This is a genomic window from Clostridium sp. CCUG 7971, from assembly GCF_017590215.1.
In the GTDB taxonomy this organism is placed as follows: Bacteria; Bacillota; Clostridia; order Peptostreptococcales; family Peptostreptococcaceae; genus Faecalimicrobium.
In genome coordinates this window covers 1-15,978 of sequence record NZ_JAFFPK010000053.1, presented here as the reverse complement: position 1 = coordinate 15,978, position 15,978 = coordinate 1, and the positions used below count along the sequence as shown (strand labels likewise).

The 15,978-nt window shown below is 24.5% G+C and carries 19 protein-coding genes; 12 read left to right on the top strand and 7 right to left on the bottom strand.

Annotated elements, in window-relative coordinates; genetic code table 11:
- Window positions 1–95 precede the first annotated feature (95 nt).
- From JWF52_RS07530 to JWF52_RS07515, 4 genes are all read right to left on the bottom strand, one after another.
- A complete protein-coding gene (locus JWF52_RS07530; RefSeq protein ID WP_208332955.1) occupies window positions 96–404 on the bottom strand; it encodes a PH domain-containing protein in 309 nt (102 codons plus the stop codon).
- A 105-nt stretch (window positions 405–509) separates the two neighbouring features.
- Window positions 510–1,607 (bottom strand): alanine racemase, encoded by a 1,098-nt coding sequence (locus JWF52_RS07525; protein ID WP_208332954.1) that lies wholly within the window; start codon window positions 1,605–1,607, stop codon window positions 510–512.
- A gap of 171 nt (window positions 1,608–1,778) precedes the next feature.
- The gene (locus JWF52_RS07520; RefSeq protein ID WP_208332953.1) at window positions 1,779–2,342 is read right to left on the bottom strand and encodes a GNAT family N-acetyltransferase; all 564 of its coding nucleotides are present in this window, start codon (window positions 2,340–2,342) and stop codon (window positions 1,779–1,781) included.
- Window positions 2,343–2,664: 322 nt separating this feature from the next.
- Window positions 2,665–3,408 (bottom strand): metallophosphoesterase family protein, encoded by a 744-nt coding sequence (locus JWF52_RS07515; protein WP_208332952.1) that lies wholly within the window; start codon window positions 3,406–3,408, stop codon window positions 2,665–2,667.
- A 336-nt stretch (window positions 3,409–3,744) separates the two neighbouring features.
- Between JWF52_RS07515 and JWF52_RS07510 the strand changes: the two genes are divergently transcribed.
- Window positions 3,745–4,083 carry an ArsR/SmtB family transcription factor gene (locus tag JWF52_RS07510; protein WP_208332951.1) on the top strand — a complete coding sequence of 113 codons (339 nt, stop codon included), beginning with the start codon at window positions 3,745–3,747 and terminating at the stop codon, window positions 4,081–4,083.
- A 95-nt stretch (window positions 4,084–4,178) separates the two neighbouring features.
- Window positions 4,179–5,183 carry a permease gene (locus JWF52_RS07505; RefSeq protein ID WP_208332950.1) on the top strand — a complete coding sequence of 335 codons (1,005 nt, stop codon included), beginning with the start codon at window positions 4,179–4,181 and terminating at the stop codon, window positions 5,181–5,183.
- Window positions 5,184–5,373: 190 nt separating this feature from the next.
- Here the strand turns inward: JWF52_RS07505 and cspC are convergent, their stop codons facing one another.
- Both cspC and JWF52_RS07495 read right to left on the bottom strand, forming a co-directional pair.
- Complete coding sequence (gene cspC / locus JWF52_RS07500) at window positions 5,374–7,047, bottom strand: bile acid germinant receptor pseudoprotease CspC (RefSeq protein WP_208332949.1); 1,674 nt, start codon at window positions 7,045–7,047, stop codon at window positions 5,374–5,376.
- Between the two features lie 1,006 nt (window positions 7,048–8,053).
- Window positions 8,054–8,404 carry a tRNA-binding protein gene (locus JWF52_RS07495; protein WP_208332948.1) on the bottom strand — a complete coding sequence of 117 codons (351 nt, stop codon included), beginning with the start codon at window positions 8,402–8,404 and terminating at the stop codon, window positions 8,054–8,056.
- Window positions 8,405–8,568: 164 nt separating this feature from the next.
- On the opposite strand from JWF52_RS07495, the gene JWF52_RS07490 reads away from it, so the two are divergent.
- The 5 genes from JWF52_RS07490 to JWF52_RS19660 all read left to right on the top strand — a co-directional run bounded on the left by JWF52_RS07490 (window position 8,569) and on the right by JWF52_RS19660 (window position 10,626).
- Window positions 8,569–8,919: a DUF2200 domain-containing protein gene (locus JWF52_RS07490; protein WP_208332947.1), complete on the top strand. Its 351-nt coding sequence runs from the start codon at window positions 8,569–8,571 to the stop codon at window positions 8,917–8,919.
- A gap of 332 nt (window positions 8,920–9,251) precedes the next feature.
- Window positions 9,252–9,614: a DUF2089 domain-containing protein gene (locus JWF52_RS07485; protein WP_208332946.1), complete on the top strand. Its 363-nt coding sequence runs from the start codon at window positions 9,252–9,254 to the stop codon at window positions 9,612–9,614.
- A 25-nt stretch (window positions 9,615–9,639) separates the two neighbouring features.
- Window positions 9,640–10,041, top strand: a complete 402-nt coding sequence (locus tag JWF52_RS07480) for an SHOCT-like domain-containing protein (protein WP_208332945.1) — start codon at window positions 9,640–9,642, stop codon at window positions 10,039–10,041.
- 10 nt (window positions 10,042–10,051) lie between these two features.
- Entirely contained in the window at window positions 10,052–10,324 is a 273-nt protein-coding gene (locus tag JWF52_RS07475) for a hypothetical protein (protein ID WP_208332944.1), read from the top strand.
- 44 nt (window positions 10,325–10,368) lie between these two features.
- A complete protein-coding gene (locus tag JWF52_RS19660) occupies window positions 10,369–10,626 on the top strand; it encodes a DUF4829 domain-containing protein (RefSeq protein ID WP_208332973.1) in 258 nt (85 codons plus the stop codon).
- 251 nt (window positions 10,627–10,877) lie between these two features.
- On the opposite strand, the gene JWF52_RS07465 is transcribed toward JWF52_RS19660, so the two are convergent.
- On the bottom strand, window positions 10,878–11,561 hold the full coding sequence (locus JWF52_RS07465) for a hypothetical protein (protein ID WP_208332943.1): 684 nt from the start codon (window positions 11,559–11,561) through the stop codon (window positions 10,878–10,880).
- A 651-nt stretch (window positions 11,562–12,212) separates the two neighbouring features.
- On the opposite strand from JWF52_RS07465, the gene JWF52_RS07460 reads away from it, so the two are divergent.
- From JWF52_RS07460 to JWF52_RS07440, 5 genes are all read left to right on the top strand, one after another.
- A complete protein-coding gene (locus JWF52_RS07460) occupies window positions 12,213–12,680 on the top strand; it encodes a DUF5071 domain-containing protein (RefSeq protein WP_208332942.1) in 468 nt (155 codons plus the stop codon).
- Window positions 12,681–13,620: 940 nt separating this feature from the next.
- Window positions 13,621–13,905: a hypothetical protein gene (locus tag JWF52_RS07455; RefSeq protein ID WP_208332941.1), complete on the top strand. Its 285-nt coding sequence runs from the start codon at window positions 13,621–13,623 to the stop codon at window positions 13,903–13,905.
- A gap of 200 nt (window positions 13,906–14,105) precedes the next feature.
- Complete coding sequence (locus JWF52_RS07450; RefSeq protein WP_208332940.1) at window positions 14,106–14,813, top strand: hypothetical protein; 708 nt, start codon at window positions 14,106–14,108, stop codon at window positions 14,811–14,813.
- 187 nt (window positions 14,814–15,000) lie between these two features.
- Entirely contained in the window at window positions 15,001–15,303 is a 303-nt protein-coding gene (locus JWF52_RS07445) for a DUF3784 domain-containing protein (protein ID WP_208332972.1), read from the top strand.
- 374 nt (window positions 15,304–15,677) lie between these two features.
- Window positions 15,678–15,978, top strand: a 301-nt coding sequence (locus JWF52_RS07440; RefSeq protein ID WP_502711249.1) for a hypothetical protein, incomplete at its 3' end; no start/stop codon positions are given.

Genomic DNA, 15,978 nt, shown 5'->3' with positions numbered 1-15,978 from the left:
AATAATAATCTATCGTTATAGTTTTATTTTTATATTATAAATGGTATATGTTAAAAATTAAAAGAAGTTAACCCTTTTTATTATTTATAGCAGCTTTATAAATTCGAAGCTTGTCGTTGCATATGTTCCAAAAACTCTATTATTAACTTTCTCTTATAAGATACAAATTTATGCTCAAAATTATCATTTGTCAGTATAGAAATTCCATTTGGAACTATGCCTAATGTATTACGTTTAGTTACTGAATTAATATCTTTGTATTCAATTCGAGCTTCACCTGTTTGAACATTCAATTTATGGGAGCTAAATGTAAGTCCAGTTTTATCAAAGTAAATATGACCACCAACAGCTTCAATTCCTCTGAAGTAGTTAGCTTGTATTTTTTTACCTATATAATCCTTCAATAAACTCACCCCTTTTTCTTTAAAATATAACATAAAATAACTTTATTTTATTAAAAATGAACTAAAATAGGCTTATTCTGGAGTGAAATATAATAATAAATATTTTTAGTATAAATACTTATTATTAACATAATTAGATGATGTTAAGTAAAGTACATTTGGATAAAACATTCCAAAATCCAATATATCTCCCAATTTAAATTCTTTATTGGAATTTTGTATATCTATTATAAGGTGGTCACTACTACTTCCCACTATTTCAATGCCTTCATCTAGAGGTATTAAGCTATCATGAAAAACAAAATCTTGTTTACCAATTCCTAATATTGCTCTTTTTCTTACTCCTTTATCTTCATATGTTGGCTTATTTCCAAATGCATCTATAAACATTTCCCCTATGGGATAGGATGGCTTATTTTTTAATTCTATTATCTCGGCTTTTAAAATTATTGTATCTTTATTAATTCCATCTACATCATATCCCCAAAAGTCTATTAAATCTCGTCCTACTAATATTGCTTCACCTACTCTTAAGTTATTAATTTTTTTAGGTATATTATTTTCTATTATTAAAGGTAATGTAGTAGTTGCACCTCCTGATATTAGATCTAATTCTCTGCCTATATGATTTTCAATCTTTGTTGCTACATTACATAATTTATTCAAATTTTCATATGATGGTTTTATAGATCCATAACAACTTAGATTAGTTCCTACTCCATATAGTTTTACATATTTTAAGTTGTTTTCTATGTATAAGGCTGTATTAATAAATTCATTTTCATCAAATATTCCTTCTCTTAAATCCCCTAAATCCATCATAAGAATTATTTTATGCTCTTTATTTTGCTTTTTACACTCTTTTTCTATTTTATTTATAGTTTCTATTTCTGAATTTAAGCTAATATCAATGTATTTTACTACTTCTTCTAATTCTCCTACCATAGGCATACGAATTAGCATATTTTCATTTTCAATTTTATTTTTCCTTATATCTATTAACTGTTCTATTCTAGAGCTTGCTATATATTTGCATCCTCCATCTACCATTTTTTTTACTACTTCTATTTGTGCATTTACCCCTTTTACTACACCTGCTACGGTTATATCTTTTTCTTTGCATAGGTTTACTATATACTCTGTGTTTTGATAAATTTTATTTAAGTTTATTTCTAGAATCGGATACTTCTCTGTATATTCCATAATTCCCCCTAAATATATTTAATATAGTTTAGCTTTATGCTTGTTATTAAATGGTCTATTTTCATGCACTTTAAAATATGATGTTTATTTAATAGTCTTATTTTCTAACTAACTCATTAATATAATTATGGTACATTTCTATGCTAAAGCCAACAACTAATAAATATTTTATTAAACTATACTTATATCAATTTGCTTTTCTAGTACTTTTGCTCCAAATAGTCCTTTGTATATACTTCTTAAACTTTCTTCAACTTGTTTTTCAATAAATTTATCCTGGGTCATAATCATAATTATATATTTTACTCCAAATATTGAACTTCTAACATTTGTATGGTGTAACCCATTTTTTTCATAGAATTTTATTCTCTTTTTTCTATATTCTAAGTCATCTTTATCAATTGCATAATCTGGATCTTCTATTTCGCATATTATACCTTTATATGACTTGGTAATTTCATATAACTCATTTAAAAATTTACTTCCATATCCTGTCCCTCTAAATTCAGACTCTACAACATAATAATCTAACATTATGTATTCACTATTTTCTGATTTACATAGTAATGCATATGCAACGAGCTTATCACCTTCATAAAGTCCATATCCCATATATTTATCTTCTTTTATTAATCTTTTTACTAGCTCATAAGGTTTTATTTCTTCTTTATGAAACTCATTTACTAACCTTTCTTCACACACTTTCAATAATTCTATATCGCTAAATTTTTTCATTTATATCCACCTCTTAATCTAATGATTTTATATTCATTCTAATCTTTGGTATAATACCAAACTCAATCATTTTTATGATACATTTTATAATTTAAGAAAATTTAGTTTAGTAAAGATAAAAATACTTAGAATTGATTCTAGGCTTATTTTTGAAGTAATATTAACTAGCCATTAAACTTTACTTTAAGGTTAGTTTGTATGTTTAGAATAAAGTTTATGCCCTTAAAAGCCAAATAAATGGATCCTAAGGGCATAAACTTTATTAGTCATTTTATATTGATGGTATAAATACTTAAGAATAAATAAGATTATATTAATATATTTACTTTGAACTTCCCTCTCTTATAAGTCTTGCAAAATCATTTGGTAGTATTTCATTTTTCTCAATTTCTTTAGCTAGTTTTTCAAAATTATAATCTACTTCAATTATTTCAACTTCAACACTTGAATGAGGTTTTGATAATCCATCTTCATTTTTTATATCTATGATTACATAATTTGCATTAGGATTATTAGTCTTTGGCTTTCCTACGCTACCTGCATTTACAAGTAATTTATCTCCATAGAACTTAGCATATGGTATATGAGTATGACCACAGACTAATATATCTTCTACCAGCTCACTCATAACTTCATCTGCTTCTTTAGAATTTTCCTTTAAATACTCATTTATAAGTCTTGTACTTCCATGAACAAATCTTATAGTCTTATTATTAAAAGTAAATGTTACCTCTTTGGGTAAACTTCTTAAAAATGCTTTATTTTCAATTGTGGTTTCTTTCCCTGTAAAATGTATTGAAAGGCCTGCTTTTTCAGCATCTTTTGGGTCTGGGTAATCACATCCACATACTATTTTAGAATTTCCTATTGCTTCATCATAATTTCCCATTATAGTAAGTATTTTTTCTCTTTTTAAAGTCTCTATAACTTCATTTGGTCGAGTTCCATAGCCTACTAGATCACCTGTGCATACTGTTATATCTATATTTCTTTTTTCAATATCTAATAAAACTTCATTAAGTGCATATATATTACTGTGTATATCTGATATTACTGCTATTTTCATATTTGCCTCCTATTTAATTTTCTTTCGTTTATTTTTTAAATTATATCTTTAACTTTAGATACAGTATTAAAATTAATTTCTGCCTCTTTATAATATTTTAAAATATTAACTATTCTAATTCTCATTTCATATTAATCTTTAATCATATGATATGATAAAAAATAGTTTTTGTAAATTAATACATCAATTTTTTTTGATGTATTTTATAGCTATTTATTTTTATATCCTATTATTTTTTATATATAAATATATTTTTATATTTAATAATACTAAATATTTTATATTATTAAACATTAAATATTTGTTATAATAATATAAAGTGTTGGAGGTACTGTAATGAATAATATAGACTTAATCTTTAAAGCTTTATCTGATCCTATACGATTGGGTATATTAAAAAAACTCTACTCTGCTGAAAGTGTTTGTGTATGTGAATTAGTTGATATATTCGATATATCTCAATCTAAGCTATCATACCATTTAAAGTTATTACTTTCTGTAGGTCTTATAAACAAAACGTCTGAAGGAAAATGGAACTTTTACTCTGTTAACAGAGATACAATCTCTAAAATATTGACTTATGAAGTTATACAAAAATATTTTTTAAACAGTTGTCAAATCAAAAAAATTGATATAATGAATAATATAAAATATAAGTTTTTTATTATTTCATAAATATCAATTTTTTTAATGTTTATTTATAATAAATGACTTAATATATTTTCAATTCTAATATCAAATTTTTTTGATGTATTTTAAAGGAGATTGAGATGAACGTATTTAATTTTTTTACTGACCAAATCTTAGGAATGAAATGGTTATCGGATTTAACTACATTATTTGTTGAAAATATATTAAATCTTGATATAACTTCTAAACTTGGAGGAAGTATTCAATTTTTTATATACGATACTATAAAAATATTTATATTACTAGGAGTATTAATATTTTTGATATCATACATTCAAAGTTACTTCCCTCCTGAAAGAACAAAAAAAATCCTTACAAGGTTTAAGGGAATATCAGGTGCAACAGTTTCAGCTCTTTTAGGGACTGTAACTCCATTTTGCTCTTGTTCTAGTATTCCAATATTTATAGGATTTAGTAATGCAGGTTTACCACTTGGTGTAACTTTTTCATTTTTAATATCTTCGCCTATGGTTGATCTAGCATCACTACTATTATTAGCTGGGTTCTTTGGTATGAATGTATCTATTTTATATGTAGTTCTAGGACTTATAATTGCAATAGTTGGTGGAACTATTATAAGTAAACTTAAATTAGAAGATGAAATTCAGACATATACTGAACATACTAGGGATCTTTACGATGAATCTGAAAACTTTAACCAAAAACAAAGATTAAATTATGCAAAAGAAGATACTTTAGCTATTATAAAAAATGTTTATAAGTATGTTTTAATCGGAGTTTTTATAGGATCTTTAATACACAACTGGATACCACAAGAGGCAATACTTGCAGTACTTGGACACAATAATCCATTCTCTGTTTTTATAGCTGCTGTAGTAGGTATTCCGATGTATGCTGATATATTCGGAACTATTCCAATAGCTGAAGCATTATTTATGGCTGGAGTACCTATAGGAACTGTACTCGCATTTATGATGAGTGTTACAGCACTTTCTCTTCCTTCTATTATTATGCTAAGTAAGGTTGTTAAACCTAAACTATTAGCTATATTTATAGGAATTGTAACTATAGGCATAATTATAACTGGGTATTTATTTAATTACTTTAGCTTTTTATTAATGTAATTTCAATTTTTTATTCAATGTAGACTATAGACATTTTATCAAGTAAATGTTTTTATGATTTATTATATAAATCATAGGCATAACAAATAGTTAACGTGTATCTAATATCACTATTAATATTAAATATTAATAAAAAATATTACTGGTTTCAGTAATATTTTTTTATTAATTTATTTATATACCTATATATTTAAAGAATTTCAGCAATAGCTTGTATTGTGTTTTGTATATTTAAAATTCCATATCCCTGAGAGCTATTTGGATAAACATATATTTCTTTTTTAGTTGCCCCAAGCATTAGGTATGTTTTAAGAACTTGTGTAAATAGTCCTCTTCTTGCATATGCACTTTGCTGGCTTATATAATCCATTAAAAGAGCTAAAGCTCCTGTTACTAAAGAACTACTTACTCCTGTTCCTGTAGCTTTAGCATAATTTTGATTTATAAACGTTGATATTATATCAACTCCTGGAGCTACTATATCTGGTTTTGTGTATCTTTCCTTTACTGGTCCTTTTGATGATCCTATCCACATACTAGTTGTTTTATTATTATATGTACCAATAGTTATTACATTTTCTGTTGTTCCATATAATGTTATTGTTGAATAAGAATCTGGATCTATAAATCTTGTATCTTTAGCCATTAACTTTTCATTAGGAAGGTACACATCATAATCTCCCGTTATAAAAAATTCAGGAAATAGTCTTAAAATCCATATTCCAGGCTTTATATCATTTATTCTTATAGATAACTCTTCATTTCCTGAAAAAATCCATGGATAAGTAAGAAACATTTCAAAAGTCGCATTTTCTAAATTAAATTTACCTTTATATACTTGAATATCTGGAGAATATTCTACTGGATCACTAACTTCTCCTGAAGGTGATATTAAAAATGCACTAATTTTTCCCGGTCCATTTGCAGCAACCGTAATATCTAGTGCTTTTTGTTCTCCCACTTGTATAACTACGTCTTGAGGTGTTTGGTCATCTCTAAAAGTTCCATTATAATGAATATCTGTATTTCCTTCATTTCCTGCACCGCTAACTATAATAATTCCTGAACTACTTAAATCAGGAAAAGTATCTAATAAATTAGTTATTATAATAGACTTTGATCTATCAGCTACAGTTAAATTTATTATGGCTAATCTATTATCTCTCTTTGATACATCTATTACATACTTTATAGCCGCTAAAAAATCAGTATTTAAGTAATTTATTCTGCCTTCTTTATAAGCTCCTTCATAGTGTCTTAACTTAACAACTACTAATTCACTATTAATTGCTACACCTTTATAAAGAGAGTTTAATCTACCACTTCCTACAGCTATTCCAGCTGCTATTGTTCCTGTTCCAATATTATCTACACTTAAAGTTGGATCTTTATCTGCTATCGCCTTATTTATTTGTTCTTGACTAAATTCACTTCCAAATATCATCCCTTCTGGAGGATTATTTTTATCACTTTCTTGGTCCCAAATAGATATTATTCTACTAGTACCATCATTTCTTATAAAATCTGGATGTAAATAATCTATACCAGAATCTATTATAGCAACTAATATACCCGCTCCAGATACATTTAAATATGGATGATTATATATATAATCTGTTCCTGAAGCAGCTGTAACAGTAACACCTCCTGCTGTTGATTCATTTATTTCTATTAAAGAGCTCAACGGTGATTCTCTTTGCCACCATGCAACCTCTGGTATTCTATTTAGTATTGTTTCATTAAAATTCACGGGCACATATATAACAGCAAGCTGGCCATTTAAAAGCATATATTTACTAATATTATTTTGACTGAAAGCTTGAACTATATCCCCTTGATAAATTACGGTATATGATGTTTCCATATTTTCCTCCTTACCTTAATTGTTCAAGAATATTTTTATACTAAGAAATCCATATCCATAACTATTGTTATGATATAAAATATTACTATCTCTAACTGCACCAGCTCTAAAATATATTCTTATTTTTTGAACAAATGCTTTATCTGGATATAGTATCTCAATTAATATTTATGTACGCATGACTCAATATCTCCTTTTCCTGAAAATTTAAAAATCTAGTATTTGAACTTAAACCTTATGACGTAGGCATATACATATTTATACTTACATTTAATATGCTTATTGGCTCAAAAACGATCCTCAATATTTCTGGTGTTATGGTACTATCTGATGTTAGTTAAAATGTTACTCTTCTCGTAAGTGAAATTCTTTGAGTTTCTTGATTTGATGGATTTACTAGTCGAATACTAAAATCATCTAAAAAATTAGGCTATATATTAATATATATGTGCTAAACCTGTCTTTATTGTTTAATACTGATATAGATTTATATAAATATGTTATTTCTTACTTTATATAAGTAAATATTTTGAACTAATTAAGTAAAATTCCGTCATAAAGCTTTTTACTATAATACTTAAAATAATTTTTTAGAGATTAGTTTTTGAATTTTAACTAGTTTCCAAATTCTCCTTTAAGATGTAATAAAAAAATAAGGCTTGAATTAAGCCTTATTTTTTATCTTTAATTTGAATATCATCACTTCTTCAAACAAAATTAACTTGTCTTTCATTAAATGTTTTATTTGTTATAACTGCAAACTGTTCTTTGCCAAAATATAATTTTCCTACATATACATCATTATATTTATTTTTAATTTTACCCCATATTTTTTACGTTCTACAGTCATCATCATTCGTTCTTACTATTCTATGACCTTCCTTCTCTCTCTTTCTCATATACGCTAGTACCTCTTCAGGATTATTCGGTTGATTTGATTTATCTGGATTATACGGGCATTAATCTTATAAATTAAATCATTATAATGTTGTTTACTACAAATCAATTATCCAACTCTTGTTCCATTAGGTACTACTTTTTCAGGTTGTGCTAACACAGGAATAATACCATCAGCATATCCAATATCAAAAAGCATCCCTTCCGAAACTTCACCAGCCATTTTCTTTGGAGCTAAATTAACTATAAATAGTGCCTGTTGGCCTTCAATCTCTTTAGGATTATCTCTTTCACCTTTCATTCCTACTAATATAGTTCTTGTAAACTCCCCAAAATCAACAGATAGTTTAACTAACTTGTCTGATTTTTCAACATCCTCAACTAGTTTAATTGTTCCAACTCTAATATCAATCTTATCAATTAAATCCATATTAATATTTGCTTTAACTGTAGCACTCATACCAATTCCTCCCTTTCAACCTACTTTTAAATAATTATAGCATAGGAAGAAATATTAAATGTCCATTATTCAACAACTATGCTATATATCGTAATATATCTTTTCATTAAAATTTGATATAATGAAGGCTAGAGTTAACTAAGTTATCAATACGGAGGTTTTATATGAAAAAACATCGAATATTTACAACTAGTGTTTCAAGTGTGTATCCTTATTATGTAGCCAAGGCTGAACGTAAAAACCGAACAAAAGCAGAGGTTGATGAAATCATATGTTGGCTAACCGGATATAGTCAAGAAGAATTAGAAGTTCAATTAAAAAAAGATACAGATTTCGAAACTTTTTTTTCAGAAGCCCCTACTCTAAATCCGTCAAGACTTTTAATTAAAGGTGTAATCTGTGGCATGCGAGTAGAAAATATTGAAGACCCAATAATGCGAGAGATTCGTTATTTGGATAAATTAGTAGATGAATTGGCAAAAGGCAAAAATATGGATAAAATTTTACGTCATTAAAAATAATTAATATTTTTCCTAATTTAATAAAGTATATATTTAGTAATGCACGGAGAAATTTCCGTGCATTTAGTTTATCTACAGTCTGAAATCTTATATTTTTATAAGGTTTTTTGTTAGTTTTTACTAAATCTATTTAAATAAGTATTTAGATAATAGTATTTATTAAATATACGTAAAACACTTATTTAAAATTATTGATAGTAAAATTAATATTATTAATATATAGATAAATAAAAATTAATATATTTAAAAATAATATTAAAAATATCAAATATATTAATGACATTCTTTAAATATTTTAATATACTAATATTAAAGGAAGTGATAAAGTGCATAAAGTTATAACTAAATGTCCTGTTTGTACAAAAGAGATGAAGATTATGAAATTAAAATGTAATCATTGCAACACAATTATAGAAAATGAGTTTTCTATTTCAAAATTTGATAGATTATCAAAAGATCAGTTAAACTTTGTAGAAGTGTTTTTAACTTGTAGAGGAAATATAAAAGATGTTGAAAAACAATTGGGTATATCTTATCCAACTGTAAGAGGTAAGCTTGATGAGATTAATAATGAGCTAGGTTTAGTAATAAAAAAAGATACAACAAAAGAAAAAGAAAGAATAATGGATATGTTAGAAGATAAAGAAATAAGTTCTGAAGAAGCTGTTAATCTTTTAAAGAAATTATAAATTAAAATATAAAGGAGTAATCAATATGGAAGATAAAAAGAGAATTTTAAAGATGGTTGAAGAAGGAAAAATAACTGCAGAGGAAGCTATAAAACTATTAGAGGTATTAGATTCTAATGAAAAGTGTGATACCGTTGCTAAAGCTGAAATATTTGAAAATGATGATTTTTTTGATATAAAAAATGATGGTCAAAAAGGAAAGATATTATTTGTAAGAGTAAAAAGTGAAGATGGAAGTAAAGTTAAGGTTAATATACCATTAGAATTTATAAAGATAATGGGTGGATTAGGAAATATGTACAATGATAAGTTTGAAAAATACAATATAGATATAGCAAAATTAATGGATGCAATAGATAATGGATTTGTTGGAAGAATTGTAGAGGTAGAAGATGGAAATGACAAAGTTATAGTAGAGATAAAATAGGTTTTTGGGTATGAGAGTAATCATCAAAAGCAAAGAAGATAAAGTTAATATAAACATAATATTACCTCTAGGTGCTATAACGACTTTGCTAAGAGTATCTAAGCCATTTATAAAAATCTATTATAATAAAGAAGTTAAAATTAGCAAAGTAAATTATACATTTAGACCCAATGATGCAGATGTAATTATAAAGGCTTTAAAATACCTAAATAAAGAACATAAAGGGCTAAATCTAGTAGATATAGAACAAGAAAATGGAGATGTTGTAAAAATCAAGATTTAGAAGGGTTATTTTTATACTAATAATGTTATAACTATCCAGATTCTATACAAAAAGATAGTCTAGATAATATAGAATCGATAAAGATTATAAGTATAGATAAAGTAAAAGATGAAAATCTATATAAAGCTTTTACAGAGGGTAATAATATTGATAAGAAAAATGTTGAAATATATAAAGTTAAATATAATATTAAATTTAAAGATGCATCAAAAACACCTATAGACAACGGTGAGGATGAAATAGACTATACATTAGTCAAAGATGAACATTCAAAGTGGAAAATTAATTCTTGGGGACGTTAATAGTTTAATATTTTATGTATTATATATTATAAAATTAATAAGTCTCAAAATTTCTGTTTAGGAACTGCATACAGATTTATAAGCCATTAAAATACACTTTGAGATTCTAATGGCTTTTTACTATTGTCATAAATTTTGAAATCTATAACGATTTAATCTAATTATATTATTTTTTATTCTATGTCCATCATAATTTATAATACTGATTTCACTTATTCTTAATAGTCATATAAAAATTATTAATTTAATTGTTAGTAATCTTGTAATGCTTTAATTTTATTTTTAATTCCTATACTTATCTTATCATCCAAAGATATTTTTTTAAGCTCATTGTTTAAATCTTCTTTTTGATCTTGTGAAAGTGATATTTTTATTGAAGGATCAATGTGCTCTATTGCGATTTTTATATCATAATCAATAAAATTAGATATATCTTCTAGATTATTAATTAAAAATTTTAGATTTTCATATGATATAGTATTAGAACCTCTCCCCTTTTGTACTAAATATTCACTAAGCTGGTATTCCTCATTTGATGCTTTAAAGTAACTACCTGCAGGATCCATTATATCTTCATTCGAATTTAAATACTCAACAAGTTTAATTTGCTTTATTAATTTCTCCTTTTCTGTTAGGTTGCTGTAATTTTTATTAAAGAAAGTAACTAATCCCCATTCAGATGTTAAAATTCCAAGTTTACGATCTTGAAGTTCTTGATTTGAAATTTTACCAAAGTTATTAAGATATCCTACATTTTTATCAATACCCTTATCTCTAATTTCTGTTAATTGCTCAATACTTAAATCTTCTAAGTCTTTATGCATAGCAATTTCTTGCACATTACCATTATCATTTTTATTAGCAAATAGTAGTTGAGAAACTAATACGGATAGAGTTATCGCTAGAATTATTATAATTATTTTTTTATTAAGCATTTAATCTCCCCCCCCTTTAATAGTTTAACTTTTAAACCATCTTCAAATTTTAACTAATTATTCAATTTTTTTGTAGCATTTATAGCTCACTTCTAAATTACAATTAAGAAACCGCTATATCTTTAGATTAAGATTTTCTATTAACATAAAAAAATATATATTTATTACAAATGGAGTAATATAGTATTAAAGTGGAGTAAAGTTAGATATAAAAGATATAGCTTAAAAATTAAGTCGTATTTTTATATCTAGTTTTACTTTATCTAAAAGATGTAATTTATACGTAATTAGATAATAGATCAAGAAAATTTAATCAATCATCAAAAGATAATTCTTGTATTTATAGCCAAATTGTAACTATTTTAGCCTAACTTTTTATAAATACCTTTAGTAAAATAAAAATTAGGTTTGTTATGAAAAACTGTTCATAATATAATTATATTTTTACATTTAGATATCTGTCAAAAAGTGTAATTCTCCATATAGTATTAAAGGTAGTATTTATTATTTTATTGTGTCACTTTAATTCCTTTATATATCAAACTGCACAGACTTATCTATTTTGAGTACAGTTTTAATAGCCTTTGATTTAATTCCTCACAAATTCCAAAATATATAAAAATAAATAGCGACAGTTGGTAGGTGAATATATTGAAAAAATTAATTAAGATAAAAAAAATAAATAAAATTTTAAATGAAAGAGAAAAATGCTTAACTGAAAAAAATTATATTATGACTAATAAATATATAATTAGCAATTTTTTATTAATTAATGAACCAAATTATTTTGAAAAAAACATTTTAGATAATCTTATTAATATATTAATAAAATTACCTAATCCGCAGTTAATATATGCAATTCCACAATTAGTAGAAGTACTACAAGATTTAAATTGGCCCGGGAGTATGGATTCAGTTGAATTTTTATCAAGTCTCCCCATTAAAAAATATATTAAAAGTTTAGAGTATTCACTAGAAAAAGCAATAAAAGAAAAAGATGAAGATTGGTTATTTGGAATTTTTTATCTAATAGATAAGGTCCCTATTAAGGAGAATTATTTTAAAAGAAAAGATATATATATTCAAGCAAGAAGTATGTATAAAAAAATCTGCGAATAAAACCAGACCAATTTTGATACTGGTAATTCCTACTTAAAATTTCGCTATTATATTCTAAATAAGAATAAATCTCTTAAAATTCAAATCAGTGCATTCTAAGAGATTTTTTAATATACTATTATAAATTTATTTTTAATTTTATACATATAATTTATAAAATATATTATAGTTATTTAAATTCACTTTTATAAAATTAAGGAGGATATTATTATGACAATATATCTATTTTTATATTTAATATCTCCTATTTCAGGTATAATTTTTTTAAATATCAGTTTATACATGTAAATATTTATTCTTTTATTATTATACTTAGATTAATTCCTTTTTTACCAGTAATACAATTCAACAATATAACTTATGAGATCAAAAATCTATATTATACTTCTCTATTTATGCTAAATTTTATATTTTTACTATATCCTAAATTATTTACAAAACTTTGTATTAAAAAGAATTATCTTAATGTTCAAAATACAAAGTTAAAATAACTAATCTTTAAACAAGTTTTTGAATTGTAATTTAAATTTCTATATTTTACTCCAAAATAAATCTATCTTAGTCCATTTTATACTTTATTTTTAGATATATATGTTAATATAATCTTTATAAATTTAAATTTGAGTAAGTGTCAATATAATATGAAATCTATAACAAAAGAATTCCTATTACTAATCTTAGAAATTATTTTCATCGCATTCGGTCTATATTGTAAAAGCTTATTTTGCTTAATTATTTAGCTATTTATATGTGTATATACATGTTTGATTCATAAAAGTAAATAATTTTAACTATTTAATTCAACAAATTCTAAAATTTCTCTTTAAGGGCTAGTTATATATAAATAATAATTCTAAGATATTTTTTGCTAGGTACATTTAAACAATCTTTTAGATAATAGTTTAAATCTAATATTATAGAGTAAAAAAGGGGGGCTATTATGAAAAACTGCTCAGAATGTAATTATACATTCACATTTAAAGATAGATTAAAAAGTACACTTGTAAGAGATCTAAAATGTAAAAATTGTAATTCTGTATATAGGATTGAAAGTAGCATTTATCGTTTTATTTATAGCTGTATTGTAATGCTTTTATTAAGTTGTATATCAAATTATGTAAGAATATTTTTAGGTTCTTCAATTAAAGTATTAATTTTATTTATAATCTTAATAGTATTTGATTTAATTCCTCATAAATTTCAAATATATACTAAAATAAATTAATACATTCTCAAGTTTAAGTTTAGGACATACTTAGCTTAAAATAATAAAAAATAAAATGAAGTCTATCTATAAAAAATACGCATCCTAATTAAAATACTTTTTACATTTATTGTCATCCAATTGAAGGAAAATTTTTATAAGTCGTACATTTATATTAAGTTGTATTTGAAAGGTAGTTATTAAATAAGGGAGGTTAAAATATGAACATTTTAGATGTAAGTAATAATAGCGTACTATTAGAACGTTATAATAGCGTACTATTAGAACGTTATAATAGTAGTTCTTTGAAAAAAGTACAAATCAATGTTACTACTAATAAAGAACATACAGATATATCATTAAAAGAACTAAATGCTATTAATAAAGGTAAGCACTTAGCTATAGAAAGCTTAAATGCTACATATAATTCAAACATAAATAAAAAAATTCAAGAGTCTTTAGAACGTAAATTATCTCAGCTTAAAGAAATAAAAAACATGATTGAAAATAAAGATAAAAAAAATGATACAGTAGAAAACACTGAAGTTAATAGCAATATCAAAAGTACAGAAAAACTTAATGATAAAAAAGAGACTTTACTTAGTGAAGATGAACAGACTAGTCTTAAAGATATAGACAAAAAAATATCTGAAACTAATAATGAGTTAAAGGAAATTAGAGTTTTAGCTGAAGAGTTAAGTAAAGAATCTGAATTGATTGATGAAAGAATATATATGTTTAAAAAAATGTATGGTAATGATGTATTTAAAATGGCCGAGAAAGAGGCAATTTTAAAACAAGTCTACGATACTCGAAACAATCCATTAATTCAAGAGCTAAAGAGTACTCTTAATGAAATTATAGAACTTGAAGCACAATTAAAAGATAAATTAAATAATGATGAAGCAGAAGATAAAAAAGAAATATAGTTATATTATCTAAAAATTTGATATTTAACTAAAATTAAGAATTATTAAAGTGTAGTTAAAAAGTTTTTAGTATAAGGTGGTAAATGGCCTTTATATATTAACGATAACTATTCACAATAAATATAAACGATATTATAATATATCTTAAACATGGGAGGTGCTAAATTTGTATTTAAATTCTTTAATTATGTCTTTCATATTTTTTATAGTAGCGTTTATATTTTTTATTTTTAAAAATAAAGCTTGTATCCTAATAAGCGGATATAATTGTATTCCAAAAACTCAAAGAAAAAACTATGATGAACTAAAGCTTAGTAAAGATTTCAAAACTACCTTTTTTAAATACGGCCTAATATTTTTATTAGGATCAATTGGTTGTATATTAATTTCTGATTGGTGTTTTTGGATAGCCTTTACAATTTGGTTAATATACTTTCTTAAAAATGTAAGTTTTGATAATAAAATTTTTGATAAGTATAAAATCAATTAGTAGTTTTTATTTATAATAAATTTAATCTCATTAGTTTCACTATATCAATTCGAAGGATTAAACATCAGTGATTGAAAAATAAATTTTTTAAAATACAGTGTTAAAGTTTACATTTTAATATCCATTTTTCCAACTATCCTTAAAATTTCAGTTTAGTAACTAGTTTATATTTAGAATAAAATTAATACTCTTGCAATCCATTTATTTGGATTATAAGAACATTTTTACTAGATATATTTAAATGTGTTTTTAATAATTAATTAAGTTGTCTATTTGTTGTAATACTTTCTTAATAAATTTGAAATAAATGTTTGATATACTTATTTCAAACATTCTAAGTAATCTTAAATAAAATTTGAAAGGTATGATAAATTATGAAACTCAAAAAAATTATTAGTTTAAGTTTAGTTACTATTTCTATATCTTTATCTTTGGTTGGATGTAGTAGTAATAAGTCAAATGATAGCCAAAACTCTGAAAATAAGGCTACAAAAACAGAAGAAAGTAGTACTAAATATGTTAATATGGATAAAGAAGGAACCTCAAATAAAGTAAGCGCAGATGAGGCAAAAAATATTGTTAATGATAAGTTTAAAGATATAATTGATTCTAATAACTTACTTATTGGAGGAGACTTTTCTGGATTGAGTGATGCAATTCGTATAGAAAATCAAA

Bases quoted from the DNA above. Each gene is read 5' to 3' on its own strand.
- JWF52_RS07515 (WP_208332952.1), bottom strand. From the start codon at position 3,408: ATGAAAATAGCAGTAATATCAGATATACACAGTAATATATATGCACTT.
- JWF52_RS07490 (WP_208332947.1), top strand. From the start codon at position 8,569: ATGAAAAAACATCGAATATTTACAACTAGTGTTTCAAGTGTGTATCCT.
- JWF52_RS07525 (WP_208332954.1), bottom strand. From the start codon at position 1,607: ATGGAATATACAGAGAAGTATCCGATTCTAGAAATAAACTTAAATAAA.
- JWF52_RS07510 (WP_208332951.1), top strand. From the start codon at position 3,745: ATGAATAATATAGACTTAATCTTTAAAGCTTTATCTGATCCTATACGA.
- JWF52_RS07480 (WP_208332945.1), top strand. From the start codon at position 9,640: ATGGAAGATAAAAAGAGAATTTTAAAGATGGTTGAAGAAGGAAAAATA.
- cspC (WP_208332949.1), bottom strand. From the start codon at position 7,047: ATGGAAACATCATATACCGTAATTTATCAAGGGGATATAGTTCAAGCT.
- JWF52_RS07495 (WP_208332948.1), bottom strand. From the start codon at position 8,404: ATGAGTGCTACAGTTAAAGCAAATATTAATATGGATTTAATTGATAAG.
- JWF52_RS07475 (WP_208332944.1), top strand. From the start codon at position 10,052: ATGAGAGTAATCATCAAAAGCAAAGAAGATAAAGTTAATATAAACATA.
- JWF52_RS07450 (WP_208332940.1), top strand. From the start codon at position 14,106: ATGAACATTTTAGATGTAAGTAATAATAGCGTACTATTAGAACGTTAT.
- JWF52_RS07520 (WP_208332953.1), bottom strand. From the start codon at position 2,342: ATGAAAAAATTTAGCGATATAGAATTATTGAAAGTGTGTGAAGAAAGG.
- JWF52_RS07465 (WP_208332943.1), bottom strand. From the start codon at position 11,561: ATGCTTAATAAAAAAATAATTATAATAATTCTAGCGATAACTCTATCC.
- JWF52_RS07445 (WP_208332972.1), top strand. From the start codon at position 15,001: ATGTCTTTCATATTTTTTATAGTAGCGTTTATATTTTTTATTTTTAAA.
- JWF52_RS07455 (WP_208332941.1), top strand. From the start codon at position 13,621: ATGAAAAACTGCTCAGAATGTAATTATACATTCACATTTAAAGATAGA.
- JWF52_RS07505 (WP_208332950.1), top strand. From the start codon at position 4,179: ATGAACGTATTTAATTTTTTTACTGACCAAATCTTAGGAATGAAATGG.